This is a genomic window from Methylomonas sp. BG-2, assembly GCF_057766305.1.
This window is the reverse complement of sequence record NZ_JBYMAP010000016.1, coordinates 1-22655: the sequence shown is the minus strand read 5'-3', so window position 1 is coordinate 22655 and position 22655 is coordinate 1. Positions and strand designations below refer to the sequence as shown.

The 22655-nt window shown below is 60.3% G+C and carries 26 protein-coding genes; 14 read left to right on the top strand and 12 right to left on the bottom strand.

The window, feature by feature from the left end; genetic code table 11:
• Window positions 1-3: 3 nt before the first annotated feature.
• The 12 genes from AC3B8H_RS02815 to AC3B8H_RS02760 all read right to left on the bottom strand — a co-directional run bounded on the left by AC3B8H_RS02815 (window position 4) and on the right by AC3B8H_RS02760 (window position 10466).
• Entirely contained in the window at window positions 4-933 is a 930-nt protein-coding gene (locus AC3B8H_RS02815; protein ID WP_488440100.1) for a vWA domain-containing protein, read from the bottom strand.
• A 65-nt stretch (window positions 934-998) separates the two neighbouring features.
• Window positions 999-1559 carry an MxaK protein gene (locus AC3B8H_RS02810; protein WP_488440099.1) on the bottom strand — a complete coding sequence of 187 codons (561 nt, stop codon included), beginning with the start codon at window positions 1557-1559 and terminating at the stop codon, window positions 999-1001.
• Window positions 1559-2560, bottom strand: coding sequence for a vWA domain-containing protein (locus AC3B8H_RS02805; protein ID WP_488440098.1), 1002 nt, complete (start codon window positions 2558-2560; stop codon window positions 1559-1561). Before AC3B8H_RS02805 ends, AC3B8H_RS02810 begins: the two co-directional genes overlap by 1 nt.
• On the bottom strand, window positions 2557-3483 hold the full coding sequence (locus AC3B8H_RS02800) for a nonribosomal peptide synthetase MxaA (RefSeq protein ID WP_488440097.1): 927 nt from the start codon (window positions 3481-3483) through the stop codon (window positions 2557-2559). Before AC3B8H_RS02800 ends, AC3B8H_RS02805 begins: the two co-directional genes overlap by 4 nt.
• Window positions 3484-3533: 50 nt before the next feature.
• Entirely contained in the window at window positions 3534-4391 is an 858-nt protein-coding gene (locus AC3B8H_RS02795; RefSeq protein WP_488440096.1) for a DUF58 domain-containing protein, read from the bottom strand.
• Window positions 4392-4454: 63 nt separating this feature from the next.
• On the bottom strand, window positions 4455-5081 hold the full coding sequence (locus tag AC3B8H_RS02790) for an MxaP protein (RefSeq protein WP_488440095.1): 627 nt from the start codon (window positions 5079-5081) through the stop codon (window positions 4455-4457).
• A 5-nt stretch (window positions 5082-5086) separates the two neighbouring features.
• The gene (locus AC3B8H_RS02785; protein WP_488440094.1) at window positions 5087-6106 is read right to left on the bottom strand and encodes an AAA family ATPase; all 1020 of its coding nucleotides are present in this window, start codon (window positions 6104-6106) and stop codon (window positions 5087-5089) included.
• Window positions 6107-6360: 254 nt separating this feature from the next.
• Window positions 6361-6642, bottom strand: a complete 282-nt coding sequence (locus tag AC3B8H_RS02780; RefSeq protein WP_488440093.1) for a methanol dehydrogenase — start codon at window positions 6640-6642, stop codon at window positions 6361-6363.
• 75 nt (window positions 6643-6717) lie between these two features.
• Window positions 6718-7194 (bottom strand): cytochrome c(L), periplasmic, encoded by a 477-nt coding sequence (moxG, locus tag AC3B8H_RS02775; RefSeq protein ID WP_488440092.1) that lies wholly within the window; start codon window positions 7192-7194, stop codon window positions 6718-6720.
• Between the two features lie 16 nt (window positions 7195-7210).
• Entirely contained in the window at window positions 7211-8053 is an 843-nt protein-coding gene (moxJ, locus tag AC3B8H_RS02770) for a methanol oxidation system protein MoxJ (RefSeq protein WP_488440091.1), read from the bottom strand.
• 114 nt (window positions 8054-8167) lie between these two features.
• Window positions 8168-9976: a methanol/ethanol family PQQ-dependent dehydrogenase gene (locus tag AC3B8H_RS02765; protein WP_488440090.1), complete on the bottom strand. Its 1809-nt coding sequence runs from the start codon at window positions 9974-9976 to the stop codon at window positions 8168-8170.
• Between the two features lie 199 nt (window positions 9977-10175).
• The gene (locus tag AC3B8H_RS02760) at window positions 10176-10466 is read right to left on the bottom strand and encodes a hypothetical protein (protein WP_488440089.1); all 291 of its coding nucleotides are present in this window, start codon (window positions 10464-10466) and stop codon (window positions 10176-10178) included.
• On the opposite strand from AC3B8H_RS02760, the gene AC3B8H_RS02755 reads away from it, so the two are divergent.
• The 14 genes from AC3B8H_RS02755 to AC3B8H_RS02690 form a co-directional block, all read left to right on the top strand.
• Window positions 10456-11130, top strand: a complete 675-nt coding sequence (locus AC3B8H_RS02755; protein ID WP_488440088.1) for a response regulator — start codon at window positions 10456-10458, stop codon at window positions 11128-11130. The genes AC3B8H_RS02760 and AC3B8H_RS02755 overlap by 11 nt on opposite strands.
• A 168-nt stretch (window positions 11131-11298) precedes the next feature.
• Window positions 11299-11970, top strand: a complete 672-nt coding sequence (rpe, locus tag AC3B8H_RS02750) for a ribulose-phosphate 3-epimerase (RefSeq protein WP_488440087.1) — start codon at window positions 11299-11301, stop codon at window positions 11968-11970.
• A 470-nt stretch (window positions 11971-12440) separates the two neighbouring features.
• Entirely contained in the window at window positions 12441-13091 is a 651-nt protein-coding gene (locus AC3B8H_RS02745; RefSeq protein WP_488440086.1) for a DUF2076 domain-containing protein, read from the top strand.
• Window positions 13092-13541: 450 nt separating this feature from the next.
• Complete coding sequence (locus AC3B8H_RS02740; protein ID WP_488440085.1) at window positions 13542-13817, top strand: hypothetical protein; 276 nt, start codon at window positions 13542-13544, stop codon at window positions 13815-13817.
• Window positions 13818-13846: 29 nt separating this feature from the next.
• A complete protein-coding gene (gene hemP / locus AC3B8H_RS02735; RefSeq protein WP_488440084.1) occupies window positions 13847-14032 on the top strand; it encodes a hemin uptake protein HemP in 186 nt (61 codons plus the stop codon).
• A 74-nt stretch (window positions 14033-14106) separates the two neighbouring features.
• Window positions 14107-14898, top strand: a complete 792-nt coding sequence (locus AC3B8H_RS02730; RefSeq protein ID WP_488440083.1) for an energy transducer TonB — start codon at window positions 14107-14109, stop codon at window positions 14896-14898.
• A 3-nt stretch (window positions 14899-14901) separates the two neighbouring features.
• Complete coding sequence (locus tag AC3B8H_RS02725; protein ID WP_488440082.1) at window positions 14902-15645, top strand: MotA/TolQ/ExbB proton channel family protein; 744 nt, start codon at window positions 14902-14904, stop codon at window positions 15643-15645.
• Complete coding sequence (locus AC3B8H_RS02720) at window positions 15645-16064, top strand: ExbD/TolR family protein (RefSeq protein WP_488440081.1); 420 nt, start codon at window positions 15645-15647, stop codon at window positions 16062-16064. Before AC3B8H_RS02725 ends, AC3B8H_RS02720 begins: the two co-directional genes overlap by 1 nt.
• A 461-nt stretch (window positions 16065-16525) precedes the next feature.
• The gene (locus tag AC3B8H_RS02715) at window positions 16526-18949 is read left to right on the top strand and encodes a TonB-dependent hemoglobin/transferrin/lactoferrin family receptor (RefSeq protein WP_488440080.1); all 2424 of its coding nucleotides are present in this window, start codon (window positions 16526-16528) and stop codon (window positions 18947-18949) included.
• 9 nt (window positions 18950-18958) lie between these two features.
• Complete coding sequence (locus tag AC3B8H_RS02710) at window positions 18959-19204, top strand: hypothetical protein (protein WP_488440079.1); 246 nt, start codon at window positions 18959-18961, stop codon at window positions 19202-19204.
• Between the two features lie 144 nt (window positions 19205-19348).
• Window positions 19349-20086 carry a VPLPA-CTERM sorting domain-containing protein gene (locus AC3B8H_RS02705; protein WP_488440078.1) on the top strand — a complete coding sequence of 246 codons (738 nt, stop codon included), beginning with the start codon at window positions 19349-19351 and terminating at the stop codon, window positions 20084-20086.
• Window positions 20087-20155: 69 nt separating this feature from the next.
• Entirely contained in the window at window positions 20156-21187 is a 1032-nt protein-coding gene (locus AC3B8H_RS02700; RefSeq protein WP_488440077.1) for a ChuX/HutX family heme-like substrate-binding protein, read from the top strand.
• Window positions 21188-21226: 39 nt separating this feature from the next.
• Window positions 21227-21763 carry a HugZ family pyridoxamine 5'-phosphate oxidase gene (locus tag AC3B8H_RS02695; protein ID WP_488440076.1) on the top strand — a complete coding sequence of 179 codons (537 nt, stop codon included), beginning with the start codon at window positions 21227-21229 and terminating at the stop codon, window positions 21761-21763.
• Between the two features lie 66 nt (window positions 21764-21829).
• Window positions 21830-22655: heme/hemin ABC transporter substrate-binding protein (locus tag AC3B8H_RS02690; protein WP_488440075.1), on the top strand; the 826-nt coding region annotated here is incomplete at its 3' end.

Genomic DNA, 22655 nt, shown 5'->3' with positions numbered 1-22655 from the left:
GCCTCACCGTAAAAACACGGCCACCAACGTCAGCAACGCCAGACCGGCATATTGCCAGGCAATATTCTCGGAAACGACGCCGGGTTTGGCGAATGCCGCTTGCTGCAAGGCCGGCCGCAAACTGTCGACATCGGTCAGACGCTGGTAGCCCAGTCCCGCATCGGCCGCCAAACGCCTCAGATAATCCTCGTGCAAGCGGCTCAGATGCTCATCGCCGATCACCGCTTGGCTGCCGAACGGCGCATTGCGGGCGTCATAGCCTTGAATTTTTTCGGGATTCAGATCGGATTCACCGAACGTCGAGCGATGCGGCACGTCCTCGGGTTTGTAAAAGCCCAAGCGCTGGCCGTTGGCATCGAATTTGGGAATCGGCGCGGGGCTATCGCCGCCAACCCCGACAATCACGCCTTGTACTTGACCGCGAAAAACGCTTAGATCGGGCTGGTAGCGCGCATTGGGCGGCGGTGCCTCCTGGCCGTCGGTCAAGAACACCAGGGTTTCCTCGCGCGTCTTGAACGCTTCCAAGGTCGTGGACAAGCCGGCGGCGATCCGGCTATCGGCGGCCCAAGCCATCCGCCAATCCAGCGCCGCCAATGCTGCGTCGATCTCGCTAAAACCGGAGCAGACTTCGATGGGTTCGAACAACAACGCCGATCGGCGCTCGGTGAATATCCCCAAACCGACGCGCGATTGGCAGGGCAAGGCCAGCAACTGTTGGCGCAGACTGTGTTTGACAAAGTCCAGCCGGCTGACGGCCCGACCGTCCAGCACATAATCTTCGGTATTCATACTGCGGGTAATATCCACGACGAAGATCAACTGGTAAAGCGGGCGCTGCCGTTGCCGGGTCGGGCCGGTCGAGGCCAGCGCGGTCATCAGCAGGGCCAGCACCAACAGCCACCAGCGGTAGTCGCGAAAATTCGGTCTGAGCATGGCGATTCAACGATGCGGAATGAGACGGCTGGCGCCGAGGCGCCGAGGCGCGCGTTTGGCCCAACTCATGGCAAGCCGCGTGGAAATCCGGGCAGCGTGGTCCATAGCTGGGTCTTTTGCTGACCGTCGTCGGCTTCGTTACCGCTGTTGATCCTATCCATTTCCGGCAACAGCCGCATCGCCACTTCCAGATTGTACTTGGCATCCCAGTAGCCCGGCTCGGCGATCAGCGCGTCGCGATAGGCTTGCTTGGCCAAGCCGACCAGCGGCGTCGCTTCGTTGATATTGCCGACCTGCAGCTTTTCCTGCGCCTGCGCCATATACAAATTCCCCAGATTGTAACGCGCCTGAGCCTGCAAGGCCGGCGGGGCCTGCTGCAACAGCACGTTCAAGGTCGCCAACGCATCGTCGTAGCGGCCGGCCTTGCGCAAATACACCGCTCGCGCCATCCGCAGCGCCGGCGGCGCCGCGGCTAGGTCTTCGACCTCGACGTCGCGACCGGCGAGCAATTGCTCGATCAGTTGGTTCTGGTCGGCCAGCCGATAGAGGCGGCCTCCTTGTACCAAACCGATCAGCAACGCGGTCAGCAAGGCCGCCCAGAGCAAACCGTGGGTGAATCCGCGCATTAGTATTTGACCTCGCAAAGTTTGGCGCCGATCAGCAAGGCCATCAGCCCGGCCGCGACCCGGTAGCACAGCGGCGTTAAATCCTGTTTGGGAATCCGTTCGAAATAGTGCAATGGACGATGCTCCAATCGATTGATATCGTCTATCGCCTGCCGCATCGCACCGGGGTTTTCGGCTTCGTAAGCTTGATAGGGAATGTTCAGGCTGGAAAAAAATAAATGTAGGTAGCGTTCAGGCATGGCTTGAGCGTTATCGTCGCGCGGATCGGTCGGAATCTCGAATAAACCCGGACTGTTCGCGGTACGCAAAAACACCCAGTACAAGCGCACTTGACGTTGCTTGAACAGCTGGCGCAATTTGGCCTCGCTGTCCGGGTCTATCACCGCCGCGCCGTCCGAGACCAACAAAACGATGCGCGAACCCGATACCGGCTGGTCGTCGAAATACGACAACGCCAAGGCCAAGCCCTTGCTGACGTTGGTATAGGCCAGCGCCGGCTGGGCCGTGGCGGCGATCGCCGCTCGAACCGCCGGTTTGTTTTCGGTCAACGGCATCACGAACAATGGCGAAGTACTATAGGCCGCGACGCCGATCAAATCGTGGTCGCGATGATCGACAAACTGGGTCAGCAATCGACGGGCCGCCGCCGCCTTCGATTCTTCGCCGCTGCCCGCGTTGACATGCCCGACTTCGGGCGCCTTGCCGGCGAAGGTGTTGTCCATGCTGTTACTGCGATCCAGCAACATCACGATGTGGGCGCCGTGGCCGATGCGCTCGACCTGTTGCTCCTTGCGGTAGGGCTCGGCCAAACCCAGTACCAACGCCGCGACCGTCAGCGCGCCGAGCAGACGCAGCAGCGCGTCCACCCAATTCGATACCGGATCGGCCGGCAGCAAGCCCAACGCCGGATGTGCGCCGGCATGCATGCCCAAACGCCACAACGGCAGCGCGCACAGCAGTAAACCGGCAAGCGGCCAGACCTGTTCGACGGCCAAATTCATCGGGCGCCCCGCTCGACATCTCGACATTGGCCGCATAGCCGGCGCAAGCGTTCGATGGCGTCGTCGGTCGCGGTCGTCTGATCGGCAAAGAAAAACCGGTTGGAATAGTCGAAGAACCAGCTCAACTCGCCTTGCAACGGCCGGTATTGCGGGTGGGCTCCCAAAAAATCCTCCAGTCGATGCCCGAACAGCGGTCCGCCGTGCAAGCGATTCAGCGCGCCGTGCATGACCGTCAGCGCGGCGGCCATTTGCTCGGCCCGCAGACCGCGCAGTTGCCGACCGGCACGCTTAAACAAACTGCGCTGAGGCAATCCCGGCAAATAGCCGTATTGCCAAGCCAGCCGCAAGCCAAGCGCCAGCGCAACCAGTGCCGCGACTAGCAAATTGCGGAGAACCTCGGCATCCGAAATGGGCGCGGGCGGCTGATCGGGACGCAGATACTCGCCGGCTTCGTCCTGGCGAGCGATCAGCTCGCGGATGGGCGCCACGGTAAATTGCCAGTCCGGGACGCGCTCTTCGAGGCTTTGCCCGTGTTGGCTGAAACGCAACGGAAATCCGGGGATCGTCAAGGCTTTGACTTCCAGCGGCGCGTAGAACACCTGATATTCCAAATTAACCCGGTATTCGTCGCCGCCCAACGGCTCGACCTCCGCTTGCCGCAGATGCAACCATCGGTTCATCGGTCCGGGCTTGGGCAGGCTGTCCGCGTGCAATACCACGCCGGAGCGGGTCTGCACGGTGATCCGCATCGGAATCGTATCGCCGATTTGGTAGCCGAAAGGCCGCGGCGTCTCCACCCGCCATGCGCTGACCGGCCGAATCGGCGCGGCGGAGCATGCGGCCAATAATCCGGCGGACAAGCCCAATGCGCCGGCGCGCATCCAGCGGACGATTGCGCGCCGGCAGTCGGCGGGCGCCGGCACCCGCGGGCCCTGCCTGCCTGCCTGGCGGCTAATTTTACTCGGCCCGCGCATCATGCCGCCCGTGTCAGAAAGTACTGGTTGAATTGCTCGGCCCGATAGCCTTGCTCAATAAACATCGGCTCGTGACCAAAGGCCCGGAACGCGTGTTGCAGTTGCCGGCGGCGTTGCTGGTAGGCGGCTTCGATACGACGTTTCAAGGCCGGCCGCATCCATAAGCGGCGGCGGCGCCCGGTCTCAAGATCTTGCCAAGCCAGCAGGCCCCAGTCCGGCACGGCCAGGTATTCGTGTTCGTCCCAGAGTAGCAACGGCACCAATTCGTGACGGCCCAGACTTGCCAGCAACGCGGGCAGGCGGGCCAGCGGCCAATGGCCGTCGCCGAGCAAGAACACCAGGGCACGTCGAGCCGGCAGATAGGGCTGCGCCCGCCACAAGCCATCGCATCCGGGTTTGAACGTAAGCCGAGACACGGCCTCCAGGCAACGCTCCACGCCGCCGTGGTCGACCAATCCGGGCGGCTGAAACACCAATGGCCTGTCGGCCGCGCCGAACCCGGCGAATCCCACCCGATCTCCCACGGCCTGGGCGGATTCGACGATCGCCCGCACTATTTCGACGATGGTTCTGCGTTTATCGCGGCGGCCGACGAAAGCCATCGAGGCCGACAAGTCGGCCAGCACCATGACTTCAACCCGGCTATGCTCCTGATGCGCCTTGACGCGGTATTGCCCGAACGGGTCGAGCAGACTGGCGCGCAGATCGATCCGCCGAGGGTCCGGCCTCGCGATTAGCGCTTCGTGGCGCTTGAATAATTGTCCGTTGCCGACCATCTGCCCCGGATGCGCGCCGGGATACACGGCAACGGCCGGACGCGGCAAGCGGTATTGGAAAGGTTCGATATTGATCCCCATGAAACTCAATGCAGCTAGCGGTGGACTTGACCGGGGCGAAGAAAGGAGCGGCTCCGCCGTAAGCTATTGCGAGACGATGACCTGAACCACCAAGCCGGTGACCAGGAAGTAGCCGGGCACCGAATATTTCAGCGGCGCATTGACCAACAGTTCGACCACGCCGGAGTAACCGCGCTCGTTCCGGCTATAAATAGCCTCGCCGACCAGCCACAATAGGGAATCCAGGATTAACAGCGCCACAATCGTAAAAAAACCGACGTCGCTGAATAAAAACGACTTGCTGGCGAGCAGGGAAATTCGCTCGTTCGTATCGACAAAATTCGCGGTCAAGATGCCGATCATCAACGCCCCTTCGTCGAAGGCCACCAAAAAAAAGGTGTAGGTAAAGCGGCGCATCCGCGCCGAAAACCCGGCCAAGCCCGGAAAACGGAGCGCCAGATACAATACCGGCACGCTGAGGCAAAACAGCAGAACACCAATCACCGACAACAGAATCCAGAATTTGAAACCGACCGCGTCATTCAACGCACTGGTGTAATACGCCGCGTAGGGAATATCGGAGTAAGCATCCAGCGTGCTGGCGATGAACGAGCTGATGATGCCGACGCCCGACCAAGTCAAATAGGTTTCCAGTAGATGGCCAAGTCCGGCGTGCGGGATCATGGCGCGTAACAAAGTTTTCCAGTTCATGGGACTCAAGGTGCTGCGATGTGATTGAGGATTTCGCCGATCAAGGCCGGCAACAGCTCGTCGTGACGGTAGGCGTAGATCGGATTCAAGAACAAGCGGTGGCTCATCGTCGGCGCGAACACGGCCTGAATATCCTCGGGCCACAGGCTGTCGCGCTGTTCCAGCCAAGCCCTGACCTTGGCGGCGCGGATCAGGTAACTCATGCCGCGCGGACTGACACCGGCATGCAGCAAGCGCTCCATCTCGACATCGCTCAAACCGATCCCGTATGCCTTGGGATCGCCACTGGCCTTGGCCAGATCCAGCGCATATTTGCGTAGCGCCGGACTGGTTTGGACTCGTTGTTGAATCTCCTCGCCCAACGCGTTCAAATTTTGATAACCGATACTCGACTCCGGCATTCCGCCGATTAAGGCGTCGACATCGTGAAAGCGCGGATCGAACATCAATTCGTCCAGCACCGCATCGTCGGCGGGCGCGGCGATATTGATTTCCATCAGAAAGCGGTCGCGCGCCGCCGCCGGTAATTCGAAGGTTTCTTCGCGTTCGACCCGGTTGCGGTCGGCGAACACCAGCATGTGCGGCATCCGGTATTCGCGATTAAAGGCGCCGACGGCGCGCTCGGCCATTACCCGCAACAGCAAGGAATGCACTTGCGGACGCGCCCGGTTGATTTCGTTGAAGAAAAACACCGATAGCTGCTCGCCTTGCTTGAGCAGCGGACCTGGGTCAACGCAAGGCCGGCCGTCCTGGTTCAGGTAGGTGTAATAAATCAAGTCGGCGGGCATCAAATCGATGGTGCCTTCGATGCGTTGATAGCGGCCACCCAGTCCTTGGGCGACGGTGCGCAGCAACGTGGTCTTGCCGACCCCGACTTGCCCCTCCAGCAGCACGTGACCGCGGGCGAATACCGCGATCAAGAGATTGCGCACCGCCGTCCGCTGGCCGACGACAATCCGGTTTATCTGGTTTTCCAGCGCCAGCGCGTCGTCGCGCCGGCTGGCTAGCATGTGTTCGGTGATCATGTTTAGCTTGGCCCGCTGCCGGGCGTATGCGCAAAAAAACTCCGGGCGGAGCCCGGAGCCGTGAGCTTCAGTCTTATCTTCGGCTAAACGCGCGGTATACCCTTACCGCGCGTCCGGCGGTCCAAGCCTATTCCGTTAGACTTGTCGCTAGGGTTGCCGCCTTCCCTGGCGGCGTCCTAAGGGCCTGGTGGCGATGCCGGCGCAAAACTATTGGTTCGCGGCCGACAAACGGTTTTTAACCGTCCTGGTCGGACTTATTGAGCTTCGACGTCGTAAACGAACTTGCCGGTTTTAGCCAGAGTTTCGCTGCGTTTGGCGTTACGGGCTTCCATCTCTTTGATGGATTGCGCTTGCTTGTTCAGTTCATTGGGATCGTGTTTCGGATCGTACTTGCTACCGGCGACCTGCGCGGGGTAACCCGGTTTCGGTTCCCAGCAGTTGCCGGCTTCCCGGCATTTGGTTCCGTCATAGGCATGAGCCGACGCCGCCAGAGCCAAAGCCAATGTTGCGCTGCTTAAGGTCAAAAATTGTTTCATGTTGATCTCCTGATAATTAATTGGGAATCCGGGCGCGCCCATGTCGCGACGCTGCCAATCCGGAGTTACGGGACTTTATTTCAACCAGTCCGCCTTTTTCGGGTCACCTTTATAGATGTGGCGAATGAAAGCCATGATGTGCAACATTTCGTCGGTGCTGAATGTGACATATTGCGGCCCCATCATGCCGTTGGCGCCGCCGAACAATACCTCGAACAAACCCACGTCGGTGGAATTGCGCGGATAAGTCCAGTAGTCGTCGGCGAGACCTGGCCCCAGCTTGCCTTCCGCTTCGTGACCATGACAGCCAGAACAACCGGTCATGTACAGGCTTTCGCCCTTCTTGACAGCCTCCGCGTCACCGTTGTAAGGGTTTTTACCGGTTTGCATGAATTGCTTGAACTTGTCGGTATTGCCGCCCTTCTTGGCAAAACTCAGGTCCAGAGTTTCGCCGGTCAAGGCGTGGCGCAAAGTGATGTCGGCTTGTGCTGTCGAAACGGCGGCAATCGCCAACATCGCGGCCGCGCCACTCAAAAAGGTTTTGAATTTCATTTGTCGATGATTCCTGTTAGTTCATGGACAAGGCGGTCTCGGACTCTTCCAGCAACGGAATACCTTCCGCCTCCAGCAATTCACCGATCTCGTCTTGTTTATCTCTGACGATTTTGTTTAATTGTTCCAACAATGCGACTTCGCCCTTACGCACACCGATCGACGTGCTGTAATGGAAACCGACTTTTTCACCGTCGGCCCGCTTGTTGTTGTCCGGTATCACCGTCATCGTCAACGGGGTGCTGGACGCTTTCACGTAACGCGCCGCCGCGGGCCCCCATAACACGGCGATTTCCGCCTTGCCGGTAGCGACTTCATTCACCAGCTTGTCGTTGTCGTACTTGACGTACTGATTGCGTTTAGACTTGAACCCGACCAGTTCCTGTTGATAGCTGAACATGTCGTTGTAACGGCCGATCGCCCTGAGCATGGTTTCCGCCGGGGTACCGGGCGCAAACGCAATGCGCTTGGCGGTTTTCAATGCTTCGCTATCCCAGTTACTTAAATCCAGATGGTCTTGTTCGCGTGAGATGAAGACATAACCTGAACGGTAATACGGTACGGTGGTCAGCAAGCGCGGATCGCCGTGATCGACCCCCATCACCACGTCGCACAAGCCTTTGTCGACGAAGTCGCGAACAAAGTAACGCGGATCGGTCCAGGTCACGGCTTCCAGCTTGCGACCCATTTGCTCGGCAACATACTGCGCCAGTTTGTTTTCAAAGCCTTCACCGGCTTTATTGGCGTAAGGCATTTCGTTTTCCGCCGTGCAAACTTTCAAAGTCGCTTCTTCGGCTTGCGCGGATGCGAAACCCAGCCCCAAGGCCAACACGGTAAAAATGCGGGTTGTTGTTTTCATGGATATTCTTTAAATAGGTAGGTTGGGTTTACCCAGAGGGCATAAAAGGCGAAGCCGTAACCCAACAATTGGTGATCAATGTCGGGTTAGCTATCGCCAACCCGACCTACATGTTTATAAAGAGAACACCATCACGCCGCCGCCCATTTGGGTGTAGTGCGCCAATTCTTTAAACGCACCCACCGCGCCCAAACCGGCGGTCGGATCGGCCAAGTCGAAGACCAGACCGACGCCGGGCCAGCCGCCGACACCGTAATAAATCGCAACATACTGTTTGTTGTTGTGTTTATAGGTAATCGGATGGCCGATAACGCCGGAAGGCAGTTTGAACTTCCACAGTTCTTCGCCGGTTTTGGAGTGGCGGGCCTTGATGTAGCCGTCCAAGGTACCGTAGAACACCAAATCGCCTGCTGTCGCGGTGGTGCCGCCCCAGACCGCGAATTTCTCCTGAACTTCCCACTCCATTTTGCCGGTGACCGAGTTCATCGCCTTGACTTGACCCAAGGTGCCTTTAGGACCCGGATACATGTTCAAAGTCGCGCCGACGAAGAATTGACCGGCACGGTAAGGCAGCATGAACGGTTCCCAGTCCATGCAGATATGGTTGGTACCCATGAAGAACAATTGCTTGTTCGGATCGTAGGACTCGATACCTTGGTTGTGGTAACCCATCGCCGACGGGCAGATGCCGGTGGCTTGGTGGTCCATGTGTGTGGAATATTCCGGATCGCGGATCGGCAAGCCGGTCTGTAAATCGACTTTTTTCACCCAGTTGACGGTGTCGTCGATCTTGAACGCGTTCACCAGATCGCCGTTTTCACGGTTCAAGGTGTAGACCAGACCGTTACGATCGGGGTGGGTCAAAAGCTTGGTTTTTTTACCGTTAACCACCTGCTCGGACAAGCCCATGTAGTTGACGCCGGCATAATCCCACTCGTCGTGAGGCGTTTTTTGGTAACCGAACTTAGCTTCGCCGGTGTTGACGTCGCGGCCCCAGATGGTCATCGTCCATTTGTTGTCGCCAGGACGCATGGTTTCGTTCCAAGGCGCCGGGTTACCGGAACCGTAGTACAGCATTTCCAGGTCGCTGTCGTAAGCGTACCAACCCCAGTTGGTACCGCCGCCGATTTTCCAGGCGTCGCCTTCCCAGGTTTTTTGGCCCAAGCCAAATTGACCGTAATGCGGATTGGCGCTGTTGAAGTCTCTCGCCAGTTTCAAGTCTTCATCGGGACCGGTGGCGTAAACCCGCCAAGCTTGTTTACCGTCCTTGATGTTGTAGGCTGTCGCGTAACCGCGCACGCCCAGCTCGGCACCGGCGGAACCGACGATGACTTTGTCCTTGACCACGAACGGCGCCATGGTCAGAGTCGAACCCATTGCGATGTCGGAATTTTCCATTTTCCATAACACTTCGCCGGTCTTGGCGTTCAACGCGACGATATGACCGTCCAATTGATTCAGGAAGATCGTGGCAGGGTAGTCCTTACCCGCCGGTGCGTAGGCCAGACCACGATTGACGACGTCGCAGCAAGCCACGGCGCGCGCCGCGGGATTTTGCTTAGGCTTGAATTGCCAGAAAATCTTGTCGGGATTGTTCAAATCCAGCGCAAACACGTTATTCGGATACGGCGTATGCACGTACATGATGCCGTCAACGACCAATGGACCGCCTTCGTGACCATTGAGCACGCCGGTGGAAAACGACCATGCCACTTTCAGATTCTTGACGTTATTGGCATTAATGTCGATTAACTCGCTGAAATGCGTGGAACTGTAGTCCTTGGTCTGCATCACCCAATTGGTGTTCTGCTTGGACAATTGTTCAAGTTCCTTATTCGCCTGCGCCGATTGCGACACAGCCAGCGCGGCGCTCGTCAATAGAGCCGATGTCGTTACCTGCTTGGCAAATCGTGAAATTTGCATGAATCCTCCTGTGTTGTTTATGTGGGTGCATGGCCCGACAGATCAGGTTTAAGGGAGCCTTAGTTTAAAAAGCCGATGCGCCGTCGATGTCCCCACCGAAACCGAACAGGGGTGCGTTCGTTTCGGTTTGATCCGGGAACCCGCGGCGAGGCCATCGCCTTTCCACATCAGCCGTCTCGATCAAGTCGCACACGAAGACTTAAGACCGGCCGTGCCATGCTGCCGCAAATGGTAAAGAAAGCCCATCGGCGGCGTTACGGAAGAATCCATGAAGAAACGGGGAAAATGACAAGAAAATCGTCGAGAAATATTCCCGTACAGCGACGCGACACCGCGACCAGAACAGGAAAAGCTCCCATGGTTCGAACCGGCGAAAACAGGCATCATGATGACGCTCGGCATCGAAGCCGCCGTGTGAACCCGGATCCGGTACGCCAACGCCGCCGGCAATCCAACCCACTTTTTTCCGGCTGAACTCAGTGAATCGCAAAATCAATGTCCTGCTGGTGGACGACCACGCCGTCGTCAGAACCGGTTATAAAACCTATCTAGGCCTATCGGAACGCATCGGCGAAATTTACGAGGCGGACCGCGGCGAAACCGCCTGTCAGCTCTATTCCAAGCAAATGCCGGATGTCGTGGTCATGGATTTGTCGATGCCCGGCCTGGGTGGCTTTGAGTCGATACGCCGCCTGTTGAGCCGGCACCCGCAGTGCCGAATCCTGGTGTTCAGCATCCATAACGAACTGGTTTACGTGACCCGGGCCATCAAAGCCGGCGCGAAAGGTTACATTACCAAAAACAACGAGCCCGACACCCTGGTGACCGCGGTATGCACGATCGCCGAGGGCGGTACCTATGTGGATCCGGACATCGCTCAACAACTCGCCATCAATATGGCGGTGGACCAAGACGAAGAAACCAAGATCAAAGCCTTGTCGCCGCGCGAGTTCGACATTTTCTGCCTGTTGGCCAATGGATTGACATCGCGGGAAGCCGCCGAAAAACTCTGTCTGAGTTATAAAACCGTCTGCAACCACGCCACTTCGATCAAGGACAAGCTTGGGGTAAAAAACATGGCGGAACTGACGCTGCTGGCCAGCCGGCAAGGCATCGTCAAATCCACTGCCGACATCGATACCGCCGCGATCTGAAGCGGGCCGTCCGCAACCTCGCCGGACTCGCCAGTCCCGGCTTAAACCCACTCCGGCCCGGATTCGCCGAACCCGGCGTCTGGCTGACTGCGGCCAAAAAAACCGAAATTCACCCGCGAATACTTAATATATAATGCTGAGTTTTCACCTCACCAACAGGATAAAAAAATGGCTGATAATCTGATTGCACCCTCCATACTTTCCGCCGACTTCGCGCGTTTGGGCGAGGAAGTCGTCAACGTGTTGAATGCCGGCGCGGATATTGTGCATTTCGATGTGATGGACAACCATTTTGTACCGAATCTGACGATAGGACCTTTGGTTTGCGACGCACTGCGCAAGCACGGCGTCACCGCGCCGATCGACGTGCATTTGATGATTGAGCCGGTGGACCGCATCATTCCCGACTTCGCCAAGGCCGGCGCCAGCTACATCACCTTCCATCCGGAAGCGTCGCGCCACATCGACCGCAGCCTGCAAATGATCCGCGACCACGGCTGCAAATCCGGCCTGGTTTTCAATCCAGCCACGCCGTTGACCTATTTGGAACACGTACTGGATAAATGCGACATGATCCTGTTGATGTCGGTCAACCCCGGCTTTGGCGGCCAGTCCTTCCTGCCTTCCGCGTTGCCAAAATTGCGCCAAGTCCGAAAAATCATCGACGACAGCGGTTTGGATATCCGTCTGGAAATCGACGGCGGCGTCAACACCGCCAATATCCGCGAAATCAAGGAAGCCGGTGCCGACACCTTCGTCGCCGGGTCGGCGATCTTCGGCAAGCCCGATTACAAAGCCGTCATCGCCGAAATGCGCGCCGAATTGGCAAAAGCCCAGTAAACCCTCGCTCTCGCGATCGGACCGGCCCCACAGCGGTTATCCAGTCCGATTTACTCTTGGTCTATCGCCGGCCGATTGTCGGCGATAACCGCTTTCGCCCCCAGACTCAATGCTTTCAGGCTACCCGGCGTTGGCGGGTGACATGAACTTATCTCGCGAGCAGTTAGGATCGGCTACCAGCGATTTGCGCAATCCGTCGCCCGCCACGCAACACACTTTACTTGCCGAGCGCGATAGAACTTCGCTCCCTGGTCGCGGCTTCATCCGCCCAAGACTACCGTGAATCGCCAGGCGAACGTATGCCGGTTGCCATTCCGGTGAAACAAGCCTAACCGATGCCACCGAAGATTGGCCCTCTATTGAAAAACCGCCAGCCACCCCCAGATCGTCGGAAACTTTATGCCGAACCGGCAGTCAGTTGCGACACCGGCCGCCAGGCCGGCCTATTCCAAAGCCAGGGAGCCATTCCGATGAACCCACAAGAACGCGATCAACTTACCCAGTTTTTGAAACCCTTAAGCGAATTCAAATTGACCGCCAAGGACGCCGAGGCCGAGGCGCTGATCGCCCAAACCGTCGCGCGGCAGCCGGACGCCGCTTACCTGCTGGTACAACGCGCGATGCTGCAAGACCAAGCCTTAAACGCCGCAAAAGCGCAAATCGCCGAGCTGCAAAACCAATTGCAGAACGCTTCGCAACGCGGCGGATTTTTGCAAAACGATCCGTGGGCGCAGCCGACCGGTCCCGGCGTTCCGGGCGCAGGCAGCTACCAACCTTCGCGAGCGGCGGCGATGCCGCCGCAAGCAGGCACTTTCGGCGGCGGTTCCAGCTTTCTAGGCAACATCGCCACCACCGCGGCCGGGGTCGTTGCCGGATCATTTTTGTTTCAAGGCATCGAAAGCCTGTTGGGGCACCACGGCGGCGGTTTTGGAGGTTCCGCGTGGGGCGGCCACAACGGCGGTAACGAGTTGGTACCGGAACAAACCGTCATCAACAACTATTACGGCGACGATGCGCTCCAATCCGGCCAAGCGGACGATAACCGCAACGACTTCCTTGTCAGCGACGACAGCGGTTATGACGCCGATGCCGTCGACGACAGCGATACCGACTGGATATAAGCCATCCGGCGAGTTTTCTTCTTGCCCGCCGATTCGTCGGCGGGCGGACCATCATCCGCCCCATCGCCACCGCCCTCGCCGTCTCCTAAGCTCCGCTACCAATCGCATCAGCAACGCCTGACTTTGCTACTCTTTTACTGAAAAACAGCAATCCCGGCCCCCAACCCCCCGCCGAAACAGTCCCACTTCCGGAAGTCTCCGGAATAACCAAACACAAGTACCCGCGCCCCGGCGCAAACCCGTCCTTAATTTCTCCAATCCTAAAAACGCAAGACCTTTTATCGCCGGCCTAACCGACAGATGGAAAAATTCTGCTTGACTCGAACTTGAGAATCATTATCATTTGTAACCGACAGTGTTCTCTCGTCCTGTCACGCCGCACCTGCACAAATGAATACGTTAAACAGCGTGCGGCGTTTTTGATTATTTAGAAAATCCGCGGAGGCCATCATGTTCCACGACCGACTACCCAGCCCGGCCAGCGGCCGAGAATTGACGCATCTGCATGCCATGACCTGCTCGCTGATGACGCAGTTCATCAATGGCCGACATTGCCCGAAACTGGCGCACCGCATCGTCAGCCAATTGGCGCTGTTGTTGAGTCATCCGCAACTGGAACATACCGCCGCTAGTCGAGATATGTATTTGCAATTGCACGACCACTGGCAGCGAGTCACCGGTTTGTTGCTGGAACGGCGGGAAAGCGGCCAGCCGCGATACCACTAAATTCACCGTGACCAACTCCGGAAAAACATATGACCGATACCAATACCCACCCGATAGCAAAAGCCGCCGGCTCCAATGCCGACGCGTTGCGCAACCGAACGCGGCTGAACAGTCGCACGCTGTTCGGCGCCCAAACCGAGATCGTCATCGAGCACCAGGGTGAGGAATACCGACTGCGCATTACCAGTAACGGGAAACTGATTTTGACCAAATAGCGCGTTCCATCCACCTCAGCCAGCCAACCTCCGGTAGCCAGCCAATCTTTTCCACCCTTGACGGAGAGGCTGTCATGTTACCGACCCACCGCTTACGTTCGCTATCCTGCCTGGCGCCGATGCGCTTTTTGCCGGCCGAGCGTCCGTACCAATCCGCTGCCATCGCGGCCCGCTCCGCCGAAATCAACGAACGCGGCTTAGGTTTGGTTCTGGCAATGGGACTGCATCTGGCTTGGTTCGGTTTGATGCCGGACCACGATACGCCACCGCCGGCAACGCCGCCGCGACCGATCCAGGTAGAGTGGATCAACAGCGCCCAACGCGCGCCGGCACCGCCGCAAGTTCAGCCAAAACCGCCGGCCCCGACCCCGACCAAAACGGTCAAGAAAACCCAGGCCACGGCCAAGCCGGTCCAGCAACCACGCTTATTGGCGGCGACCAGCCACGAACCCGCCATTAGCGCCATGCCGGAAGCAAAGCCGGAATTGCCGCGCGCCGAACCCGCGCCAAATCCGGCGCCCGCTCCAGCGACATCCGCGCCGGCGTCCGCGCCGACCGAAACCGCAAACACCACCGCGCCGTTAAGCCTGCCCAATCTGAACGCCGATTATCTGAACAACCCGGCACCGGCCTACCCGCCCGCTTCCCGCCAACTGGGCGAACAAGGCAAGGTCCTGCTCCGGGTCCTGGTCAATGACGGCGGCGGCGTGGACCAAGTCACATTGCGAAAAACCAGCGGCTACGACCGCCTCGACCAAGCCGCGCTGGAAACCGTCAAGCAATGGCGTTTCGTGCCGGCCAAGCGCGGCGACCAGGCCGTCTCCGCCTGGGTCGTGGTACCCGTTTCATTCACACTGGAAGGATAAACCATGGAACTAAACCAAAGCCTAAACCACTTTCTGAGCCAAACCGACAGCGTGGGGGCCGGCTTGTTCGGCCTGCTGCTGACGATGTCGGTGGCCAGTTGGTATTTCATTGCCGTCAAAGCCTGGCGGGCAATTCGCGTCAGGCGTCAGGCGGACGCATTCCTGAACGGGTTTTGGAACGCCGAATCGTTGGCCGAAGTCGCCGAACAGGTGCAAATCCGTCCGCAACGCGACCCGTTCAGCAATCTGACCCGCCACGCGCTGGCCGCTAGCCAGCACCATGCCCGTCATGGCCACGGCTTACAGCAAGCCGGCTCGGCGAGCGAATTCCTCACTCGGGCAATGCGGCGCACGATAGACGAAGAGACCGCCCAACTGGAATGGGGCCTGACCGCGCTGGCCTCGATCGCCAGCACCGCTCCCTTCGTCGGCCTGTTCGGCACGGTGTGGGGCGTCTACCACGCGCTGGTTGGCATCGGCCAGGGCGGATTGGCCACACTGGACCAAATCGCCGGACCGGTCGGCGAAGCCTTGATCATGACCGGCCTGGGCTTGGCGGTCGCGATCCCGGCGGTCTTGGCTTATAACGACTGCGTGCGCGGCAACCGCTTGTTGCTGGCACGGCTGGACGGTTTCGCCCACGACCTATTCGCCTTCCTGACCACCGGCAGCACCTTCAATCCCGCCCAAACCACGGTGCGGGCCGCGTCCGGCAGCGCCAACCTGGCCTACGCGGGAGAACGCTAATGGCTTTCGGCGGCTTCGACAAACCCGGCTCGGGCCACACCGTGTCGGAAATCAACATGATCCCGCTGATCGACGTGATGCTGGTGCTGCTGGTGATATTCATGATCACCGCGCCGATGATGACACATGCGGTCAAAATCGATCTGCCCAAGGCCAGCAGCATTCCGCAACGGCCGGAACAACCGCCGATCGCGCTGTCCATCGACGCCGACGGCCAATTGTTCTGGAACCAGGAAAAACTGGACCGCGCCGAGTGCGGCAAGCGCCTGGCCGAACTCGGCCAAGCGCCGGAACAAGCGGAACTGCACATTCGCGCCGACCAGAACGCGCCGTATCGGCACATCGCCGAAACGTTGGCCGACGCGGCCAAGGCTGGCGTGACCCGAATCGGGTTCGTCTCGGAACCGGAACGGCCTTAACTCCGCAAGGCCGGGCCACTGGACCCGGCAAAATCCGCCACCCCGCCATCCTCGCCAGGTAGCCAAAAGCTGGAATGCATAGCCGCTCCGACGGAGCGGCATGTCGCCCGATTGACCCGCGCCGCGAACTCGGCGCGGAACCCGAGCACCGATGGCAATGATGCCGACGGCCGCCGTTTTGAACAGCGCGGCGGCCGCGACCGCAATGGATGCCGACCAGGATAGGTCGGCCGACAAGGATGTCACCCTTCCGGTTACCGGCCCCAGCCATCGAACGTTCCGTTAAGGCCCAGGCGTCTCGACCGGACCGATAGCGCGGCGGTTAGTCCGATTGGCCGACCGGCCAACTCGGCCGACGACACTCCCAAAACGGCGTGTCGGACCTGTTTGATTTTAAAACCCCGTCAGCCCCCTAGCCAGCGTGCCAGGCAGCCAGCGATTTCGACTGATTGCGAACACACATGGCTAACACATTCGAATTTTCGACAACCCAGGCCGTCCGCGCGCGCTATCCGCGGCCGACTCGCTACTGGATAGCGCGGCGCGGCGGCTTCTGCGTTCTGCTGTGCCTGCTGGTCGGTCCGGCGCGCGCCGAGGAGCCTGCTCCGGACACTGCCGAAGACCTGGAACTGCCGACCGTCGCCGTCAAGTCCGCCGCCGATGTCAAAGCCGCCGAGCGGCCCGGTACGCAATCGACCATCGACGCCGCGACGATGGAACAACACATGGTCAGAGACATCAAGGATTTGATTCGTTACGAACCCGGCGTCAATGTCGGCAGCGATCCGCAGCGCTTTGGTTCGACCGGCTTCGCGATTCGCGGTCTGAGCGGCAACCGGGTGTTAATGCAGATCGATGGCGTGCGCCTGCCGGACAGTTTCAGCATCGGCTCGTTCGCCAATTCGACGCGCAACGCGGTGGACATGGATGCGCTGAAAGCCGTTGAAATCACCCGAGGCAGCGGCCCGGCCGCTTACGGCGGCGACGCGCTGGGCGGCACCGTCAATTTCGTCACCAAGGACCCGCGAGACTATTTGCGGGTATTCGGCAAAAGCAGCTATACCGGCCTGAAACTGCATTACAACACCACCGACAACCAATTCAGCCAAACCGGCACCGCCGCCGGCGCACTGGGCGGCTGGGAGGGGCTGGCGGTATTCACTCACAGCCACGCCAACGAAACCGACAACCAGGGCGGCATCGACACCCGCGACGGGCGGCGAACCCTGCCCAGCCCGCAAGACAACCAGGGTTACAACTTGCTGGCCAAATTACTGTACCGCTTTAGCGACGACAACGTGATACGGGTCAGCGGCGAATGGCTGAATAAGGTCTCCGCGATCGACGCGCTGTACGCTCAAAATCTGGACATCAGCAACCGCTTCGTCAACCGAATGCTGACCGACGACGACCAATCGCGCTGGCGGCTATCGCTGGACCACACCCTGAAGACACTGGACGCGCCGCTATTCGACCAAGTCTTCTGGCAGTTTTACACGCAACGCTCGGCCACCCGCCAAGTCACGCATCAGGACCGCACCTCCAACGCCAACGGCCATGTGCTGATCGAGCGCATCTTCGATTTCGACAACGAGGACTTCGGCGGTCAACTGCGGCTGGACAAGCATTTCGCAGTCGCCGGCAGCGAGCACGACCTGCAATACGGCGGCCAGATCAGCAAAAACAGCGTGGCCCAACAACGCGACGGCACGTTGATTTGTTTGACCGGCAAACCGCGCCCGCCGCGTCAGGGCGGCGTCACCCCGGAATGCACCAACGGCAAGGGGACCGTCACCCATACCCTACTGCCCGACGAATTCCCGGTGCGCGACTTCCCGCTCAGCACCATCACCAAGGCCGGCGCCTATCTGCAAGACAGGATCAGCCTGTTCCAGCGGCGCGTCGAATTCATCCCCGGCGGCCGTTGGGAGTACTACCGCTTACTGCCGCAAACCGACTATTTGTTCGAAAAGGCCTCGGCCGAAGCCGTTTCGGAAGGCGCGGACCCGATCGTGCCGACGATTAAGGACGCCGAAGCCTTTCTACCCAAATTCGGCGCGTTGCTGCACTTGAACGACGTTTTAACAATCCACGGCCAGTACGCCCACGGCTTCCGCGGCCCAAACTTCAGCGACAGCAATCTGGGCTTTACCAACGCCGCCTTCGGCTACACGACGATACCCAACAGCGCGCTGGCCCCGGAAACCAGCGTCGGCGCCGAAGTCGGCTTGCGCGGCCAGACCGGCGCCGGCCAGTTCGACCTGACATTTTTCCGCAACGACTACCAGGACTTCATGTACGACGCGACCGTCTGCGACCAAGGCAGCGGCTGCCAGTACCTGACCTATCAAACCGTCAACAGCCCCGACCCGATCCGGATGCAGGGCGTCGAACTGAAAAGCCAGCTGTTTTTGGACGGATTCTGGCCGGCGCTGTCCGGTACCAGCCTGCTGCTGAGCGGCTCCTACACCGAAGGCAGCAATCTGCGCAGCGGCCGCGCGGACGATGTGGCGTTGCGCAAGATCAGCCCGATCAAGGGCGTGGTCGGCCTGCGTTACGACCAACCCAGCGGCGACTGGGGCTCGGAACTGATTCTGACGCTGGTCGGGCCCAAACAGGCCGACACCGCGCCGGCCGACGCCAGCTATTTGACCAGCGGCTACGGCGTCGTCGATTTCAACACCTATTACCGGGTCAACCCGCATATCAGCCTGAACCTCGGGGTATTTAACGTGTTCGACAGCCGTTACATCGACTGGGAAGACGTGGACACCCAGGAAAGCAATCCGCACCGGAATTTGGGTCCGTTCGCCAATGCCGACATTCGCGACCGCTATTCCCGGCCCGGCCGCAATCTCGGCGTCACGCTGAAAATCGCTTATTAGAGAATCGCCATGAATCATAGCTACCGGGCCAACGGCCCGAAAAAACAACTGGAAACCTTGTTCGACGAACTGTTGCATCACGACGGTTTCGGCGAACTGCGCGTGGAAATGCGCCTGCTCAAGCGCGGTCAGAAGGAAGTCATCATTCATTGCGGCAAGCAATACCGCTACGTCGTGGACTTCCAATCCCGCTACCGGCCGTCGGCGGAACTCGCCGCGCCGCGCGAGGGAGCGGGCCTGGACGAAATATCATGAGTTTTTTCATCCGCCACCGCCGATGGTCTAAGCCATCGCGGATCGCCGGCTCGGGGCCGAAGCGGCGGATAGCGACCTTGACAATACCCACGCACCGTCTTCACGGCGAAGAGATGCGTTCACTTTTTCTATAGGACATTACCCATGAAACACCTGCATCAATTGACCCTGATCTCCAGCCTGCTGGCGGTTTCCGGCCTCGCCAACGCCGACCTGACCAACGATCCCGATCCCTACGCCGCCGGCTACGGCTTCGACACGCCGACCGAAGCGACCTGGGGCGGCTGGGACCGGGGCGACGCCAATACGCTGTACGCGGAATGGGACACCTTCGTCGACAGCTCCTACCCCGGTAGCCGCACCGCCGCGCCGGATGTCGGCAGCGCCGGTACCGGCAACGCCAATCTGGCCTGGAACAGCGGCACCTTCGTGGCCGGCTCGGGCAATCTTTACAGCTTCAGCGTCGTCGAAAACTTCATCGCCTCGCTGAGCGGCACCACATCCGGTGCCACCCGGGCCGTACTGCAATTCGAAACCTGGGGCATCGAAGCCAATTACTCGACCGTGCTGCTCAACGGCGAAGCGCCGACCTATACCGCTCAGACCTACTACGATCCGGCCTACGACAGCTCGTTCGGCGCGGTCGCGCTGGTGCAATATCTGGCGTTCTGGGATCTGCCAAGCGCGGTGGCCAGCTACCAATTCACGTTCAGCAGCGCCGAACCCAGCTTGAGCCTGGGGCAAGTGGCGATCGACATTGGTCCGCTGAACACCTCGGGCGGACCGATTTCCAATGTGCCGCTGCCGGCGGCGGTTTGGATGTTCGGTACCGGTCTGATGTCGCTGCTCTACGCGAACCGCCGTAACACCCTGGCCGCCTGATGCGGCCGCCGCCTTGCCCGACCCTCTCCGTGCAAGGCGGTTCCATCCTCGACATGTAGGAGAATCGCTATGTTAAACACTCAATTGACCCGCGACGCGATCGCGCCGGACACGTTAAAAGCCGCTTGGCGCGAATTGCTGAGCTGCCGGCCGCATCTGCGCATCCGCGACGCGGCGGCCACGCTGGGCGTCAGCGAGGCTGAACTGCTGGCCACCGGTTGCGGCGACAACGCGATCCGGCTGCAAGCCGGCGACTGGCCGGCATTGCTGAGCGGTGTCGCCGAACTGGGACCGGTCATGGCGCTGACCCGCAACGCCGCCGCCGTCCACGAAAAAACCGGCGACTACGGCCGGCCGGAAATCCACGGCCGGCTGGCGGTCGTCGCCGGCCGCCGCGTCGATCTGTGCCTGGCGCTGAGCGACTGGTATTGCGCTTACGCGGTCAGCGAGCCGTCGGCCAACGGCCCCCGCCGCAGTCTGCAGTTTTTCGGCGCCGACGGCGAAGCGGTCCACAAAATATATCTGGTCGAGGGCGCGGATACCGGCGCCTATCAGCGCCTGATCGAACGCCATCGCGCCGCCGATCAGCACGCGTGGCTGGAATTGCCCGCCACCGCGCCGACCGCGCCCTGGCTAAACCCGGAGCCGGAGTTGCCGGCCGCGTGGCAGCGCTGGACCGCGTTGTGGCGCCACGCCGGCACCCGGCAAGCGGCCGAGCGCCTGCCGGCCGGCCTGTTTCGGGATTTCATCGGCCTACTGGCGCAGACCCTGTTGCCGATCCACATCCTGACCGCCAGCCGCGCCGCCTTGCAAGTCCACGCCGGCCCGGTGCAAAACCCGCGGATTACCGGTCCCTGGTTCAACATTCTCGATCCCCGGTTCAATCTGCATTTAAACGAGACCGCTATCGATCACTTGGCGATCGCCGAATTGGCCTTCCGCCACCAACGTTTTAGCGGCCTGCTGCTGCGCGACGCCGCCGGCCGGACCGTCGCCGCGGTCTGCGGCGAATTCGACGAAGACGCCGGCGAGAGTCCGCCGTGGCGCGACTTTCTGGCGGCGCTGCCGCGCCCGGCCGTCCCAACCCCGACCCAGGCCTAGCCCGACCGCCCGGTCATTTTTTCCCGGAGAACTTTTATCATGAACCACCCCAGCATCGATCTCGAACAAGTCCGCGCCGCCTGTCAAGCCCTGCCGCAAACCTTTGACTCGGTACTGATGGCAACCGTCAGCGCCGCCGGCGAACCGGAAGCCAGCTACGCCGCGTATCTGCAACACGACGGCGACTATTACATCTACGTCAGCGAGTTGTCCGCCCATACCCGCAACCTGCTCGACAACGGTAAGGTCTGCCTGTTGTTCGTCGAGGACGAAGCCAAGGCGGCGCACTTGTTCGCCCGCCAGCGGGTCACCTACCACTGCGCGGCCGGCGAAATCGACCGCGACAGCGCGGCCTTCGCCTACCTGATGAGCTTGTTCGAGGAGAAATTCGGAGCCTTTATCAAACAATTGCGAAAGATGCAGGACTTTCATTTGTTCCGGATCCGGCCGCAACGCGGCAGCTTTGTGCAAGGCTTCGCTCAGGCTTTCGCGATCGAAGGCGGCGATCTGAACCAAATCCGCCACGTCAACGATGTCGGCCACCAGACCCGCGAGCCGATCGAAGCGCCGGCGTAAACCGGCCAAGCCACCGAAGCGGCCTTGACCACGTTCAAGCCGATAACCCTTTACGGACGCCCGAGCATGAAACCCACGACCTCATCATTCTCCGTACTTTTGGGCGCGACGCTGGCGACCGCGGCGTGGCTCGCGGCCGCCGCCGCGCCGCCGCGCATCGTGTCGGTCGGCGGCGCGTTGACCGAAATCGTCTACGCGCTGGACGGCCAGGCCAGTCTGGTCGGCGTCGACACCACCAGCTCGTGGCCGGAAGCCGCCAAGGCGCTGCCGCAAGTCGGTTACCAGCGCGCGCTGTCGGCGGAAGGCATTCTGTCGCTGGCGCCGAGCTTGGTGCTCGCCTGCGCTCACGCCGGGCCGCCACCGGTGCTGGAGCAATTGCGCGGCGCCGGCGTCGAAGTCAAAACCGTTGCCGAGGACTATTCAGAGCAAGGCATCATCCAGAAGATCGCGACCGTCGCGGCGGTGCTCGGCAAACCGGCCGAGGGCGAACGCCTGGCGGGGCAAGTCCACGCCGATTTCGAGCGCTTGACCGCGTTGCGCGCGCGACGCGCTCAAGCGCCCAAGGTGCTGTTTTTCATGACGGTGTCGCACGGCGCGCCGCTGGTGTCCGGCCGCGATACCGCCGCCGACGCCGTGATCGCGCTGGCCGGCGCCCGCAATGCCGCCCAGGACTTTTCAGGCAATAAGCCGATCGGCGGCGAAGCGGTTATCGCGGCGGCCCCGGACGCGATATTGCTGACCGAGTTGACATTGAACGCGGTCGGCGGTTTGGAGGCCTTTTACCAACTGCCGGGTATCGCGCACACGCCGGCCGGCCGAAACCGGCGGGTCATCGTCATGGACACGCTGAGCCTGCTGGGTTTCGGCCTGCGTACCGCTCGGGCGGCCATGG